This window comes from Mesorhizobium ciceri biovar biserrulae WSM1271, assembly GCF_000185905.1.
GTDB lineage: Bacteria > Pseudomonadota > Alphaproteobacteria > Rhizobiales > Rhizobiaceae > Mesorhizobium > Mesorhizobium ciceri.
In genome coordinates this window covers 2,112,256-2,126,940 of sequence record NC_014923.1, presented here as the reverse complement: position 1 = coordinate 2,126,940, position 14,685 = coordinate 2,112,256, and the positions used below count along the sequence as shown (strand labels likewise).

Annotated in this window: 15 protein-coding genes; 2 read left to right on the top strand and 13 right to left on the bottom strand. The window is 63.1% G+C overall.

Going from position 1 to position 14,685, the window contains the following annotated elements:
* Window positions 1-18: 18 nt before the first annotated feature.
* From MESCI_RS10170 to MESCI_RS10135, 8 genes are all read right to left on the bottom strand, one after another.
* Window positions 19-834 (bottom strand): ABC transporter permease, encoded by an 816-nt coding sequence (locus MESCI_RS10170; protein WP_013529864.1) that lies wholly within the window; start codon window positions 832-834, stop codon window positions 19-21.
* Window positions 831-1,661 (bottom strand): ABC transporter ATP-binding protein, encoded by an 831-nt coding sequence (locus MESCI_RS10165; protein WP_013529863.1) that lies wholly within the window; start codon window positions 1,659-1,661, stop codon window positions 831-833. The genes MESCI_RS10170 and MESCI_RS10165 overlap by 4 nt, the downstream gene beginning before the upstream one ends.
* A gap of 130 nt (window positions 1,662-1,791) precedes the next feature.
* Window positions 1,792-2,721, bottom strand: a complete 930-nt coding sequence (gene fhmpcd1 / locus MESCI_RS10160; protein ID WP_013529862.1) for a 5-formyl-3-hydroxy-2-methylpyridine 4-carboxylate 5-dehydrogenase — start codon at window positions 2,719-2,721, stop codon at window positions 1,792-1,794.
* Entirely contained in the window at window positions 2,721-3,341 is a 621-nt protein-coding gene (locus tag MESCI_RS10155; RefSeq protein WP_013529861.1) for a glutathione S-transferase family protein, read from the bottom strand. The genes fhmpcd1 and MESCI_RS10155 overlap by 1 nt, the downstream gene beginning before the upstream one ends.
* Before the next feature lie 26 nt (window positions 3,342-3,367).
* Window positions 3,368-3,778: a RidA family protein gene (locus tag MESCI_RS10150; protein ID WP_013529860.1), complete on the bottom strand. Its 411-nt coding sequence runs from the start codon at window positions 3,776-3,778 to the stop codon at window positions 3,368-3,370.
* Window positions 3,779-3,784: 6 nt separating this feature from the next.
* Window positions 3,785-4,942 (bottom strand): LVIVD repeat-containing protein, encoded by a 1,158-nt coding sequence (locus tag MESCI_RS10145; RefSeq protein WP_013529859.1) that lies wholly within the window; start codon window positions 4,940-4,942, stop codon window positions 3,785-3,787.
* A gap of 55 nt (window positions 4,943-4,997) precedes the next feature.
* The gene (locus tag MESCI_RS10140; RefSeq protein ID WP_013529858.1) at window positions 4,998-6,149 is read right to left on the bottom strand and encodes a cupin domain-containing protein; all 1,152 of its coding nucleotides are present in this window, start codon (window positions 6,147-6,149) and stop codon (window positions 4,998-5,000) included.
* Window positions 6,150-6,438: 289 nt separating this feature from the next.
* Window positions 6,439-8,067, bottom strand: a complete 1,629-nt coding sequence (locus MESCI_RS10135; RefSeq protein ID WP_013529857.1) for a GMC family oxidoreductase — start codon at window positions 8,065-8,067, stop codon at window positions 6,439-6,441.
* A gap of 203 nt (window positions 8,068-8,270) precedes the next feature.
* On the opposite strand from MESCI_RS10135, the gene MESCI_RS10130 reads away from it, so the two are divergent.
* Together MESCI_RS10130 and MESCI_RS10125 are read left to right on the top strand one after the other, a co-directional pair.
* Window positions 8,271-8,948, top strand: coding sequence for a FadR/GntR family transcriptional regulator (locus tag MESCI_RS10130; protein WP_013529856.1), 678 nt, complete (start codon window positions 8,271-8,273; stop codon window positions 8,946-8,948).
* Between the two features lie 42 nt (window positions 8,949-8,990).
* The gene (locus MESCI_RS10125) at window positions 8,991-10,538 is read left to right on the top strand and encodes a GMC family oxidoreductase (protein ID WP_164920019.1); all 1,548 of its coding nucleotides are present in this window, start codon (window positions 8,991-8,993) and stop codon (window positions 10,536-10,538) included.
* A 47-nt stretch (window positions 10,539-10,585) separates the two neighbouring features.
* Here the strand turns inward: MESCI_RS10125 and MESCI_RS10120 are convergent, their stop codons facing one another.
* The 5 genes from MESCI_RS10120 to MESCI_RS10100 all read right to left on the bottom strand — a co-directional run bounded on the left by MESCI_RS10120 (window position 10,586) and on the right by MESCI_RS10100 (window position 14,679).
* Window positions 10,586-11,338, bottom strand: a complete 753-nt coding sequence (locus tag MESCI_RS10120) for a GGDEF domain-containing protein (RefSeq protein ID WP_013529854.1) — start codon at window positions 11,336-11,338, stop codon at window positions 10,586-10,588.
* A gap of 151 nt (window positions 11,339-11,489) precedes the next feature.
* On the bottom strand, window positions 11,490-12,194 hold the full coding sequence (locus MESCI_RS10115) for a thermonuclease family protein (protein WP_013529853.1): 705 nt from the start codon (window positions 12,192-12,194) through the stop codon (window positions 11,490-11,492).
* Window positions 12,195-12,227: 33 nt separating this feature from the next.
* A complete protein-coding gene (locus tag MESCI_RS10110) occupies window positions 12,228-13,424 on the bottom strand; it encodes an ABC transporter substrate-binding protein (protein ID WP_013529852.1) in 1,197 nt (398 codons plus the stop codon).
* Window positions 13,425-13,516: 92 nt separating this feature from the next.
* Window positions 13,517-14,275, bottom strand: a complete 759-nt coding sequence (locus MESCI_RS10105) for a lytic transglycosylase domain-containing protein (RefSeq protein WP_013529851.1) — start codon at window positions 14,273-14,275, stop codon at window positions 13,517-13,519.
* A 32-nt stretch (window positions 14,276-14,307) separates the two neighbouring features.
* Window positions 14,308-14,679 carry a hypothetical protein gene (locus tag MESCI_RS10100; protein ID WP_013529850.1) on the bottom strand — a complete coding sequence of 124 codons (372 nt, stop codon included), beginning with the start codon at window positions 14,677-14,679 and terminating at the stop codon, window positions 14,308-14,310.
* Window positions 14,680-14,685: the final 6 nt, after the last annotated feature.

The following is a 14,685-nucleotide window of genomic DNA, read 5'->3' as shown; positions in this document are numbered from 1 at the left end:
TTGGTTGATCGAGCGGGCCTAGGATTGGCTGAATTTCGGCGCCCACGGCACCACGATGCGTTCTAGGATTTCGGCGGCGTAGTAGAAGGCGATGCCAAGCACGGAAACGAGCAGCAGCGCTGCGAAGACCAGCGCCGTGTCGAGCTGGGTCGACGCGAACTGGATGACGTAGCCGAGACCGTCCGACGCCCCGGCGAACTCACCGACGATGGCGCCGATCACGCTCAACGTGGCGGCGATCTTGGTTCCGGCCATCAGGTTCGGCAGCGAGTGCGGAACGCGGATCCTGAACAGGATCTGCGTCGGGCTGGCCCCGACGGAATTCATCAGCGACAGCAGCGAGCGGTCGACCGATTGCATGCCCGCCAGCATCGACAGCGTCACCGGGAAGAAGGCGATGACCAGGATCAGGCCGATTTTGGGCGCCAGCCCATAGCCGAACCAGAGGATGAAGATCGGCGCGAGCGCTACTTTCGGCACGTTCTGGAACAGCACCACCAGTGGATACAGCGCGCGTCCCAACCAATCAAAGCGCACGATGACCAGCGCAATGGCAATGCCGACCACGACCGAAACCAGGAAGCCGAACAGGATCTCGCCCGCCGTCACCAGCGTCGCCTGCATCAGCGTGCCCCATTGCGCCACCAGCGACTTCGCGATCTCGGACGGGGCGGGAATGATGAAGGCGGATATGGCAAAGATCCGCACCGCGGCTTCCCACAGCACGATCGTCACCAGCAGGAGGATGACAGCCGGCAGCCAGCTGCCGGTCGCCGCACTCCAGCTGGAGGCGAGGCGCGGCTCGGAAAGGTCGATTATGGGTTGGTCGCTCAAGATGCGCCTCCCGGTTGATGGCTGGAGCGCAGCATCGTTCGCAACTGGACCACCAGCCTGACGAACTCCGGATCTTCGGTGACCGACAGGTCGCGCGGGTAAGGCAGCGCAATGTCGAGGCTCTCGGTGATCCGTCCCGGCTTGATCCCCAGCACGTGAACATGGCGCGACAGATGGATGGCCTCGTCGATGGAATGGGTGACGAGCACGATCGTCTTACCAGTCCGCTGCCAGATCTCCAGCAGCGACTGGCCCATCGAATCGCGGGTGATGGCATCGAGCGCGCCGAACGGTTCGTCCATCAGCAGGACCGCCGGATCGAGCGCCAGGGCCCGTGCAATGGCGACCCGCTGCCGCATGCCGCCCGACAGCTCGTTTGGCCGCTTGTGGGCGCTGTCGCCCAGCCCCACCAGTTCCAGCATCTCCTGCCCGCGCGCCCGCAGATCCGAGCGCGAGAGCGACTTGTCGGCGATGCCGAGCAGCATCGAGGCATTGTCGACGGCGTTTTTCCAGGGGAGCAGGTTGGCGTCCTGGAAGACGAGGCCGATCATCCGCTTGCGCGCCGCCTCGACCGGCGCGAGCCCGGCGATCGAAACGCTGCCCTGGGTAGGCTGCACCAGCCCGGCCAGCACCTTGAGCAAGGTGCTCTTGCCACATCCGGAAGGACCGATAAGGGAAACGAATGATCCCTTTGGCACCGAAAGATCGATGTTCCTGAGGATCAGCTGACGGGCCATGACCACCGAAACGCCCTTGGCGGAGATTAGATCGTCATGGCGGATATGGGCCGGCCTGTCGCCGGCGGCTCGGATGGTTTCAATGCGCATGGCTTGTCGCCCCGCGCGCTGTTTTCTGCCGCACCCGCACCATCTTGATGGCGAAGGCGCCCTTCACACAAACAGCCGACCGGTGGAACTCCTCAAACCGGCTGGCCCTGTGCGCACCATGTGACATTGGCTACTCCCGGCCTTCCAGGATGCGCCGCACCGCGACGAGCTTGCGCGCCCGTTCACCTTGCAGCGCCTTTGTCTGCTCGGGCGTGTAGGCAAACATGCCCTCGCCCGACTTGATGCCGAATTTCGACGCAGCCGCCTTCTCCAGCACCATCGGCGCGACATCGTCGCGGTTGGAGAGATCGGCGTTCAGGAAGGACGAGACGGATTTGTAGATATCCAGCCCCGCCATGTCGAGCAGCGCCATCGGGCCGATGACGGCGATCTTGTAGCCGATGCCCCACGACACGCAGGTGTCCAGGTCTTCCGGCTCGATGACGCCGCGCTCGACAAGATCGACCGCCTCGCGCAGCAGCGCATAGAGCACGCGGTTCTCGACGAAGCCTGGAACGTCCTTCTTCACCACCACCGGCAGCAGGCCGATCGAGCGGATGAGATCGCGGATAACAGCCACGGTTTCAGGCGCGGTCTTCTCGCCGCCGATCACCTCGATCATCGGGATGATGTGCGGCGGGTTCGACCAGTGCATGCCGACCATCCGCTCGGGATGCGAGATATGCGCCTGCAGCTTGGTGATCGGAATGCCCGACGTGTCGGACGCGACGATGACGGACGGGCCGATCAGCGGATCGATGTCACGATAGGTCTGCGCCTTGATGTCGATATTCTCGGGCACGTTCTCGATCACCAGTTCGGCGCCATCGACGGCCTCGGCGATCGTCTCGACGAAACGCACTTTGCCGGCGCCAGTCCCGGGCGCCTCGATGTCGAGACGGTCGAGCACGCCGCCGGCAAGATCGAGCATGCCGCGGGCGCGCTCGATTGCCCCTGGCGAAACGTCATACGCCGTCACATCGAGCCCGCCGCGCGAAAGCCGCGCGGCGATGCCTGGACCCATCGTTCCCAGTCCGATGAGAGCGGCGCGCTTGATCATCATGCGGCCTTTGCGGGAGCAGCAGTGGTTGCCGCCTTGAAGGCCGGCCGAGCGGCGATCGCGGCCACCCAGCGCTCCAGATTGGGCATTGACGGCCGGTCGATCTTGAAGTCGACGCAGCGCTTCAGGATCGGCGCGCAGGCAATGTCGGCAAGGGTCAGCTTGCCGAGCGCCAGGAAGTCCTTGCCGGCCAGGTGGCCGTCGACGATCTTGAGCTGCGCGACAAGGTCCTTCACTTGCTCCTTGTATTCGGCGGTCTGTTCCTCGGGCGTGAGTTTGGCGCCCTTGAAGGCCGCCAGGTAGCCCGGATTGACCGCAGCCAGCAGGAAGTCCATCCAGCGCTCGACCTCGGTCTTTTCCGCCGGCGTAGCGCCATTCAACTGTTCGCCGCCGAATGCAGCGAGATAGCGCAGGATGGTGTTGGACTCCCAGATCACGGTGTCGCCGTCGACCAGCGTCGGCACCTTGGAGGTCGGGTTGAGCGCCTTGTATTCCGCCGTCTGCGTGTTCTCGAACTGGCGGCCATAATCCTCGCGCTTGTAGGACGCTCCCAGCTCTTCGAGCATGAAGAGCACCTTCTGGACGTTGCCTGATGTCTGGCGGCCTAACAGCTTGTACATGTCGTCTCCTCGCTAGTGTCCAGGGCCTACTTGCTCGCCGGCAGCGGCTTGTAGACGATGGCGTCCATTTCGATCTTGGTGTTGATGACCGCTTTTGCCTCGACGGTCGTGCGCGCCAGAACGGCGTCGCCGATCCCTTCGAGGAAGGCCTTGTTGTAGCGGCCGAAATCGCGCGTATCCTCGAGATAGGTGGTGATCCGCACGACATCCGACAGCGTCGCGCCTTCATGGGCGATGACGCGCGCGATGGTCTTCAGCGTCGCCAGCGTCTCTTCTTCGATCGTGCCGCTGATCATGTTGTTGTTCTCGTCTTTCGGCACCTGGCCCGAAACGAAGATGAAATCGCCGGCACGCACCGCCGGATGAAACGGCAGGTTCGGGTTCTTGTTGCCGATGGCGTAGTGGCTGGCGGATTTTCGCGTGCTGTCGCTCAACATATCCCCCTAGAGAACGCTGGTTTCGATGATGTCGACGCCGCGGATGCGGTCGATCAGGTAGACGATGCCGCGGTCGTCGATGGTCACGTCGTTGGACGAGGAACGCTCCGCGCCCTCCGGCGCGTCGGGCATGAAATGACCGACTTCCTTTGGCGCGAACGGATCGGCGATGTCGACGAGGCGCAGCCCCTGCGCGAACCACGCAAACGGAATGACGGTTCCATTGAACCGCTCGGAAGGCTGATGGCAGCCGGTCATCTGCGGCTGCGGTGAACCGTCCGTGTCGAGGCCTGGCACCTGGAAGGTCGAGATCGGCAACGGGTTGGTCTCGTCAGTGATATCGTAAATCCAGGTGAAGGCCGGCGGCGATGGCCGAAGCTTGGCGACATCCTCGTCCGCCACCACCATGATGTTGCGGCCTTTGAGCGGCTGTGGAATCGGCAGGCAGGTGTGCGTGGGATGCGGAAAGCTCGGGCTCGAATTGACGTGCGAGACCAGCTTCGGCTTGGTGATGTCCGAAATGTCGAGGATGAACAAGCCATGATGCCAGTAGCTGACATAGAGCCTGTCGCCCATTCGCAGCGGATGGTGACAGCGCGGCGTGACATAGTCGTGCCAAGGATACTCTTCGCCGCCCCCGGTCCACTGGCCCGGTATCCACCAGCGTCCGACCTCGACCGGCTTCGCGGGATCGATCAGGTCGAGGATCATCACGATGTTGCCGACATAACCGTCGGCGGTCGGCGATATGTAGGCGTAACGGCCGTCGAAGTCGTAGCGGTGGACGCCCTTGCCGCCGGTTATCCATTTCGAGATGAGCTTCGGCTGTGCCGGCTTGGTGGTGTCATAGAGCGCCAGTCCGCCGCCGAAATCAGCCGGGCCGGCGTCGCCAAAGCGCTCGTGGTTGATGATCATCAGTCCGTCCTTGGCGCGCACCTTGTGCGAGTGCCAACCGGGCGGGACATCGATCGTCGTAATTTTGCGCGGATTGCGCGGGTCGGAAATGTCGACCAGCGTCGTGCCGCTCGGCGGCCGCATGTGGCCGATATAAAGGATGTTGCCGTCGACCCAGACCTGACCGCCGCCTGGGCAGTCGACATGGCCGATCTGCTTTGTGTTGAACGCCGAAACCAAATGCATACGCCCTTGCTGCTGAAATTCCATTTCGATGTCCACGCCGCCAATGGCGGCGCGGACATTGCCTGCCGGAGGACCGGAACTAGACGAGACGGAGCAGATCGCCGGCCTGGTTGCGGCCCCAGCGCTTGTAGAGGAGCAGCGCCTTTTGCGTCGGCGCATCGGTGGCGCCGAAGAAGATCACCGGCTCGCTCGACGAGCCGTTGACATGCTCGACCCAGGAACCGCCGGGTATGGCGATGGTGTCGAACTGGTTCCAGTCATAGCGCTTGCCGTCGATGATCGAATGGCCGTTGCCGCGGAACGGCGCCAAGAGCAGGCTGGCGGTCTCACGCTGCGGCAAGGTCTTCTCGCCGGGGCGCAGCATCTGCACGTAGAAATTGATGGTGTGGAAGACGGGTCCGCCGGTCGTCGGATCGACATAGTCGATGACGATGCCTTCATGGGGGTCGCCATCCCAATCCTTGTGGGCATCGAGAACCGCTTCCATCTTCTCCCAGCGATAGACATACATCGGCGACGACAGGCCGCCGCCACGCTTGTGGTCGACGAAACGCGGCATCAGGCCACCTTCGCCATAGATGCGCTGTGAGTAGTCGCTGGGATAGCGGGCGGTCTGCACCTTCTTCTCGACTTCCTTGCCGTCGACCATCTCGGTGTATTTGTGGTCGAAATGGACGGCATGCAGCGTTTCGACCAGCGGCAGGTCGAGCACCGACAGGTTGACCGCCTGCTCGCCGCCAACGGTGCCATGATTGTGCCAGGCGTCGTTGGGCGTCAGCACCATGTCGCCCGGGCCGAAGACCACGTCTTCGCCCTCGACGCCGGTGAAATTGCCCTTGCCCGTCAGGCCGAAGCGGATGGCGCTCGGCGAGTGCTTGTGCGGCGGCATGATCTCGTCGGGATCGTTCAGGCGGTAGGCGGTGTACATGGTGCTGACCGATGCACGCTTGGGCGCAAGACCGGGATTGACGAGGATCAGCGAACGGCGCTCGCTGTCGTCCATGGTCACAAGTTCGGCCGCGCGCTGCAGCAGGGGCTCGATGTCCGAATAGGACCACACGAAGGGAACGGCCCTCGACGTCGCCATCAGTTGCTTGATCTCGTCATGGTCGACGCCTTCCGACGTCGCCCAGAACGGAAACATGTTCTTTGCGTAGAGGGCGTCGTAGAGGCCCTTGAGTGCCGCCTTCTTGTTGGTGAGCACATCGTTAGCTGGTTGCGCCAGGGACATATCGGACACCTCTCGTCACGAAGAAAATACTTCTAACCAACTCAACCGTATTCGCATTGGTTTTGCTCGACAATACCCAAATTGCGAATTTATAAGTTTTTGGTTGAGGTGCATTCTTGAGAGGCAAATGCCCAGAAATAGGCAGGAATAGCCTAGAACTGCACGAAATTCAGCTCACAATCAGGGCGTGAAACCGCTTCGTCACGGCCATGCTGACGCGCATGACAGTCCAACCAACGCAGTTTTTCAGTCGCAACCAAAAGACTTTGGTTGCATTCCGGCCGCCTTATCAGGCAGCCACGCTCTGTTGAGCGCGGCTGCGGATCAGATCCGCGGCCTTTTCGGCGATCATGATGACCGCCGCATTGATGTTGCCGCAAACGAGGTCGGGCATGACCGAGGCGTCCACGACACGAAGCCCGGCAATGCCGCGCACCCGCAATTCCGGATCGACCACCGATGCCGCATCGACGCCCATGCGGCACGTGCCGGCCGGATGATGCACGGTGATCGAGGTCTTGCGGATATGCTCGTCGATCTCGTCGTCGCTCTCGCATTTCGGGCCGGGGAAGAACTCCGCGCCGACGAACGGGGTCATGGACGGCTGGCTGGCAAGGTTGCGTGCAACACGAAAGCCGGCGCGAAGCGACTGCCAGTCGCGCTGCGAGGACAGGAAATTCTGATGGATCAGGGGCGCGGCGACCGGATCGCTCGACGCCAGCTTGACGCTGCCGCGGCTCTCCGGCTGCACCGCAACGATACGGGTCGCAAAGCCGTCGGCGAACGGCGCCTTGAACGGCGACATGTAAGGCCATGCCCCAAGCGGCGCGGCGGTGAAAAGCAGCTGTACGTCCGGCAACGGCCGGCTTGTGTCGCTTTTCAGGAATGCCACGACGCCGCCAGGCACATCTCCCGAAAAGCCCTTTCCGGTGAGATAAGTCCTGACGAAATCCAGCCCGATACGATCGGCCCGCATCATCTTGAGAAACGGTCCAGGCTGTTTGCGCCGATACATCAGGATGACCGAAACGTGGTCCTGCAGATTCTTGCCGACTTGCGCACGATCGACCTTCGTCTCGATGCCATGCGCCGCCAGCTCGCCGCTGTCGCCTATGCCTGACAGCATCATCAGCTGCGGTGTGTTGATGACGCCGCCGGCAAGCAGAACTTCGCGCCGCGCCAGAACTTCATGGCTCGCCCCGCCTCTGGTGTAGGCAATGCCGGCTGCGCGGCCATCCCTGAGCAGGATCTTCGTCGCCATCGCGCCGGTCAGCACCTTGACATTGCCGCGCCGCATGGCGGGCCGCAGATAGGCGGTTGCGGTCGAGCAGCGGCGGCCGTTGGCAATTGTCATCTGCAGCCGGCCGAAGCCTTCCTGTATGGCGCCGTTATAGTCATCGGTCTGCGGGTATCCGGCATCACGGCTGGCTGTGGCGAAGGCATCGATCAGTTCGTCCTTGTAGCGGCAGAACTGGGTGTTCAGCGGCCCGCCGCCGCCACGGTACCGGCTTTCGCCCGCTTCCCAGCGCTCCTGCTTCTTGAAGTAGGGCAGCACCTTGTCGAACGACCAGTCCGTCAGGCCGCTTGCCGCCCAGCGATCGTAGTCGCCGCGATTGCCGCGCACATAAGCCATGGCGTTGGTGGAGGAAGAGCCGCCGATGACCTTGCCGCGCGCGCATTCGACCTTGCGGCCGCCGACATTGGCCTCGGGCTCGCAGAAATACATCCAGTCGTGGCGGCGCTCCGTCAGTATCTTGCCCCAGCCGAGCGGGATGTGGATCATCGGATCGCGGTCCCAATCCCCCGCCTCCAACAAAAGCACCGACACGGCAGGGTCTTCGCTCAGCCGGTTCGCCAGCACGCAGCCGGCCGATCCCGCACCGACAATGACGTAGTCAAAGGTTTCGCCAGCCGGCATGCGTGATCCTCGGGAGAAAGACGTCTGCCGCGATGGCAACCGTCGACATGCGCAGTCAACCATCGAGCAACTGGTGTTGTCAACCATTGCGTACAGTTGTAGATTGGTTGAATTGGTTGAGTGCCGTCGAACAGGTTTTCGTGTCACAATATGATGTCGGGACGTTGAGTCGGCGGTCTGCCGATCGGACAGGAGATTTGGTTTTGAGCGCATTCGAGCCGCAGGTCGGACCATCTGATCTCGACGACATCATCGCCGCGGTCCGCCAGTTGCAGCAGGGCGGCGGCAAGCTTCCGTCCGAGCGCGATCTTGCGGAACATCTGAGCGTCAAGCGCCATCAGCTTCGCAAGGCGCTTGAAGTGCTGCGCCTTTCGGGCGACCTCAAACCGGCGCGAGCCAGGCGGGCGCCGACCGCCCTTCCGAGATATGGCGAGGAACTGGTCAGGGTAACCAATCCGATCGAGGTCCTGGAATTGCGCCTGATCATGGAGCCGGGCCTTGCCCGACTGGCGTCGCTGCGCGCCTCCTCTTTCGAGACGGCGCGGATCCTCGACGCGGCAACCACGCCGGAGAACGCCCCGTCGGGTGAGGTCGACTTCGCTTTTCATCTCGCGATCGTTGCCGCGGCCCGCAACCATCTCGCCGCGGAATTCTACAAGATGCTGCGCCAGGTCGGTGTCGATGCGCGGGTGAAGGTTGCGCGCACCGCGGCACCCACCTGCCCCAAGCGGATCGCCCACCGCGACGGCGAGCATCGCCTGATCGCCGAAGCGATCTCGCAGCGCGACCCCGAAGCGGCAGAGGCCGCAATGCGCGCGCACCTTCTGTCGGTGCAGAGACAGATCATGGAACGGTCGAATGCCGGCGCCTTTGCCGCGTGATCGCATCACCTCTGACATCGAGCCTGTGCGGGGAATTTCAAACTGAAACGTCATTTCGACGTGCTGGTCATCGGCGCGGGATCCGCTGGCTCGGTTGTTGCCAGCCGTCTCAGTGAAGACCGGTCGTGCCAGGTCGGCCTCATCGAAGCCGGGACGATGCCGGCCGATCCCGACATCGCCGACCCGCTGAAATGGACGATGCTCCAGGGCCGCGCCTACGACTGGAGCTACCGGACCGTGCCCCAGCCCTTCACCGCCAACCGCGTCCATGAATGGCCGCGCGGCAGGATAGTCGGCGGCTCGAGCTGCCTGCATGCAATGGCCTATGTGCGCGGCCATGCCGATGATTTCGAATCCTGGGCACAGGCCGGCGGCGAGCGCTGGTCCTATCGGGGATTGTTGCCGGGCTTCATCCGCAGCGAAGCCTTCACCGCTTTCGACGGGCCAACACGCGGCAAGAGCGGCCCGCTGGACGTCTATCTGCCGGACGCCGAGGTCAGTCCGGTCGTGCGTGCCTACATCGCCGCCGGGCGATCCATGGGGGCTCCCGCCCTGAGCGACCACAACAGCGGCGAGCTGGTCGGCACCAGCCCCAATTCACTCAACATACGCGACGGCAAGCGCCTGAGCGTCGCCGACGCCTATCTGCCGCCGCGGGTCATGGCGCGGCCGAACCTGACCTTGCTCACCGGCCACGAGGTCGAGCATCTGGTTCTGGACGGCCACAGGGTCACGGGCGTGAGCGTGGTCTGCGAGGGCCAGACCAGAACGCTCTGTGCCGACCGGATTGTCCTTTGCGCGGGCGCCGTGTCCACGCCGCTCATCCTCATGCGGTCGGGCATTGGTTGCCCGGATACGCTGAAGCAGGCTGACATACGCTGCCTTGCCGATCGCAGCGAGGTGGGCCGCAACCTGCAGGATCATCTGCTGGCTCTTGGAAATGTCTACAGCACCAAAAAGCCGGTGCCGCCTTCCCGCCTGCAGCACTCCGAATCGCTGATGTATCTGCACAGCGACGACCCGACCCGCTCGACGGGAAGTCCCGATATCGTGCTCGCCTGCGTCGTCGCTCCGTCGGCGGCCGAGGGCCTGAATGCCCCGCTTTATGGCTCGGCCTTTACCATCCTTTGCGGCGTCACCCATCCGACAAGCCGCGGGCGCATCACACCGAGCGGCCCGGGCCGCAACGATGCGCCGGTCATCGATCCGCATTATCTGGAAACCGAACACGATCGCGCGACATTCAGGATGGCGTTGAAGCGGGCGCGCATGGTCGGCCATCATGAGGCCCTGGACGAATGGCGCGATACGGAGATCCTGCCAGGTGCACCGGTTCGGTCCGATGCCGAACTCGATGCTTTCATCGCCAGGGCTGCTTCCACCCATCACCATCCGGCCGGCACCTGCCGGATGGGTCGTGACACCGAGGCCGTCGTCGATCCTGACTTGCGGCTGAACGGCTTCGACAATGCCTTTGTCGTCGACGCCTCGGTGATGCCGGCGATCCCGAGCGGACCGATCAACGCGGCGATCGTCGCCATCGCCGAAACCTGGGCGGCGTCTTCACGGGTTACCCCGCCGGCAGCGTGAGGGCGTCCGCGTCCGACAATTCCCCTGGCTCCGGTTCCCGGCGACTATCAGCTATGGAGATGCGTCAGCTCAAACGCCGCTCCGTCCTGGACGCCGGCCATGCGCTGCTCGGCGGACCGGAACATGTCCGCGAACTCCACCTGGTTCTCGAACACCACGCCGCCGACCTTGACCGTCAAGGCATCCTCGGTGCCTTTTGGCGCGAAATAGACTTGTGCGATGCGCGCCCTGATACGCTCGCCGATTTCCCTGGCTTCTGCTTCGGTCGCGCCGGCGAGGAAAACCCCGAACATCGACGTCCCCATGCGTCCAACCAGATCCTCCGCGCGCACTGACGATTGTATGGTTGAGGCTATGAGCCGCAAGGCTTGATCGCCCCATTCAAGACCAAAGCGCAGGTTGATGGACCGCAGATGCTCCGAATGGATGACCAGGAAGGCGCCGGATTTCGGCCCCGGCACCGACGGCCTTGCGGTTCTTTTTTCGACCATCGACGTGAAGACCGCTCCGTTCAGGCAGCCGGTCGTGGTGTCGAAGGTTGCCGACTTGTCGAGTTCCCGGCGATAGCGACGAAGCTCGATCTGTTTCAATCCAACGAACAGAAAAAGCGGAACACCAAGAACAACAGGCAACAGGATTGCCGTGACCATGCTGCGCCCAAATGGCGTCAGCGCCTCCGAGAACAGAAGCAGATAATTGAGACCGACGGAAACGCCCAGGATTGCAGTGGTTCCCAGAAAGGTCAGCAAAGCGACGCCTTTCCATGCCTGGTCGGTGGTGCTCGCCATAGTCTTTGTCACTGGCCGATCTCCTGTGGATGGGCTTGTATAAGGCCGGTGTGTTGCAATTTCAGTTTCAAGGAACATTGCAATTTAATCGATTGCGCGATGACCCCATCAAGGCTGCGCCCGTGGCGGTTAACAAACAAAACATCAGGGATTGAATGACAGCCTATTGTGCCGGGCCGAATATGCCCATCCCGGCGTTTCTGGCTGTCGCCTCCGCCTTGCCGTAGATGCCGCTCGGCAGCGCCGTGGCCCAGCCGTTGGAGACAAGCCAGGCGCCAACATCCTGCTTGCCCAGCCTGCACGGTGCGGCGACGGCAAAACGCTCGACGTCCGGCGGTACGAAACAGTGCAGCGCACGTCCCCTCAGCCAGGAATTGAAAACGGCGCGGGCGCGCACGCCGCAAGGCCAGGTGACGTCATGAAACGAGCAGGAGCTGTCGAGATCGATGCCTCGCACTCCGCTGATGACCACCTTGCGGCCCATGGCTTCGAACATCGCCGATGATGTGGCAACCGGGCGGTAGAGCAAGACCTCCCGCCAATCCCTGGGCATCGGCGTTTTCGGGGGCACGGCGAGACCGAGCTCGCTGAGCGGCGGACGGGGCTCGGCCCGTTCGATCTCAGCGGGATCAAGCCGTGGTGGAGCGATCAGGTCTTGAGCAACCTTGCGCGCCGGCTCCAGGCGTTGTGCGCCGGCAACCGGTGCAACCGGCCGGACAGGCTGCGTATCGTCAACATCCCGCGACGGGGCACGGACCGGCCGATCGACCGAAAGCAACGCCCCGCCCTGAATGATCAGCAGTATCCCCGCCAGGAGCAGGAGGCTTCCAAGTGCGATCGCCAAGCGGCTGCGGCCCGGCCTGGCCATCAGCTTGAACAGGATCCCAGGGATTTGCGCCGGTCAGAAACCCGACGTCGATTTGGCAACCAGTTTGAGCGCACCTTTTTCAATCCGATAGAACGGCATCGAGCGTTGGCTGGATCCGTCGGCCCGAAACCGGAACAGGCCGGTCGACCCGCGAAAGCCGTTTGGATTCTCAAGAACCTTTTTGCTGAAACCATCGGGCCCGACCGCGCTGGCAATCCCTGCCGTCAGCGCAACCATATCATAGGCGTAGGCCACATTGACGTCAGCCGGATAGTTGTATGTCGTCCTGAAGCGGTCGGCGATCGGCCCGGTTTCGCTTGGATCGAGCGTGGCGATAAACGCCCCCTCGAAGAGCGGATCCATGGGGTGCTCCAGCCAACGGTTCGTCCCGACGACGGGGATCGTCTTTCCCGGAATGCCCTTCGATTTGAGGGCGGCAAGGACAGGCGACGGACTGCCATTGCCGCTGGCGACGATGACGGCGTCGGGGGCGTCCACGAGTGAGCCCATTTCGTCGACCGTCTTCGCGCCGTCGCCGGCAGAATATCGGAGAGTGACCGCGAGCGCCGCGCCGTAGATGCTGAGGCCGTTTGCGACCCGCTTCTCCATGGCGCCGGCGTTTGGGCCATCCGCGACAAGCAGTACGAACTTCTTGCTGCCTTTCGCGGCCAGTCCCGCGGCGCCCGCGGCGGCGCTGTCCGCTTCGCCAAGGAGCACGGCATAGACCCCGGGGCCGCCGGCGAAATTGTCGGCGAGCGCCAGGACCGGTGGCCGCTTCGACCCCGACAGCGTGGCAATATGCTGGGCCGCCGGCAGCTCGGTCGGGCCGATGACGACTTTAGACCCCGTCGTAATGGCCGTAACCGCCAGTTTGCCGGCCAGTGCGCTGTCGCCTTTGGTATCTTCTACCGTCAGCGCCAGCAATCCGTTGCCGATATCCGTCATCGCCAGCTTGGTCGCATCGAGCATCTTCCTGCCGTTTTCCCCGGCCGTTCCAGGGGCGGACAGCGGCAGCAGCATCGTGACTTTGGTCGACCCGGTGCCCAGCGACTGGGTCGCCTGGACGGGACCGGCGCCGGCGGCGCCGTTCTGCCCGGCAGGCGCGGTAACCGCCGCCGGATCGAGCACTTCGGACACGCCGCCCTTCGACTGGCAGCCCGACACGATCGCGGCGAGCGCCAAGGCGATTGCCCATGTCCGCGGACGGTGGACCTGTCGGCCAGCTTCCATGAATGCTCCACCCCTATGTGCCGCCGGATATTGTTCCCGGTCTGGTCTTCAACGCATGTTACGGCGGACTTGCAGTGCCGTCTGTAGTTCTTTTAGCCGCCGAAAAGCCTGCCTCTGAGCGCCCTGATCTGCCTTGCTTGCCCGGCACTTCGATAGTCGGCGCATTTCATGTATCGCGGCCCGGGCACGAACACGCGGCGCACGCAAACGCCCTTTCCCTGGGCAGGGGCTCCACCCTCCCCGCCTGGCGAAAACGCGGAAAAGCCGAATGTCGCCACCGGCAAGGGGCCGGTCACTTCGATCCCTTCCCTTGCCAGGATTGCCCGCGCACGCTGGCAGTAGCGGACTGAAAGGGCCGAGAACCGGCTTTCATTGTGCCCGGCGCGATACTTCATGACGGTGGTGCAGAGATCACCCGCGGCGAGCCTGTTGGCCTGTGCAAGATATTTGACCCCCAGCGCGATGTTGGCCGCCGGCGCGCTCAGATCGTCCAGTGAACCTCGAAAGCCGAGCATCCTGGCCGTCGCCGGCATCACCTGCATCAGGCCGACTTCGCCGTCACCGCCTTGCACGTCGGGATCGAAGCCGCTTTCGATCTCCATCACCGCATGCGCCAGCATCGGCTCCAGGCCATAGATCGATGCCTGGCAACTGGCAAACGCCTTGAAAGTCTGCCGGGTCCACTCCGTGGCCGGATCACAGCGCACTGGTTGCTTCAGGCCGGACGAAAGCTGTGGTTTCACGGATGGTCGTTCCAGCCAGTTGGCACTGGCCGGCGTGACCGTTTGGACAAAGCCAAACAACACGATCGCGCCCGCGACCGCCTTCAGGAAGGATCCGTCGGCTGTCATGATGGCCAACAGGCGTGGGTTCGCCTATCCGGTCAGTGCATGTACTCGACCATGCGATCGTGAAAACACTCGCATTTGTTGAGGGTGTCTTCGTCCTTGTAGTTCGTCTTCAGGTAGCCATAGGCCTTGCCGCAAGCGACCTTGGCTTCCGATGCCCAGACGAAGACGGGCCGGGACGAGTTGATCCACTCTGAGCTGTTGGCGGCGGCAACCGACTCGTCCATCAGCTTCACCACCTGTTGCTTCAGATCGACGATGTTGTCGTTCAAGACCAGATTGGACGTGCCGACGACACGGCAATAATCGCCTGTCGGACCTTCGATGATATCGGCGGCATACCCCGTCGACCCGACTGCCAGCAACAGCGTCGCAGCGGAAACAAGCAGTCTTGCAGAACGTTTCATATTGAG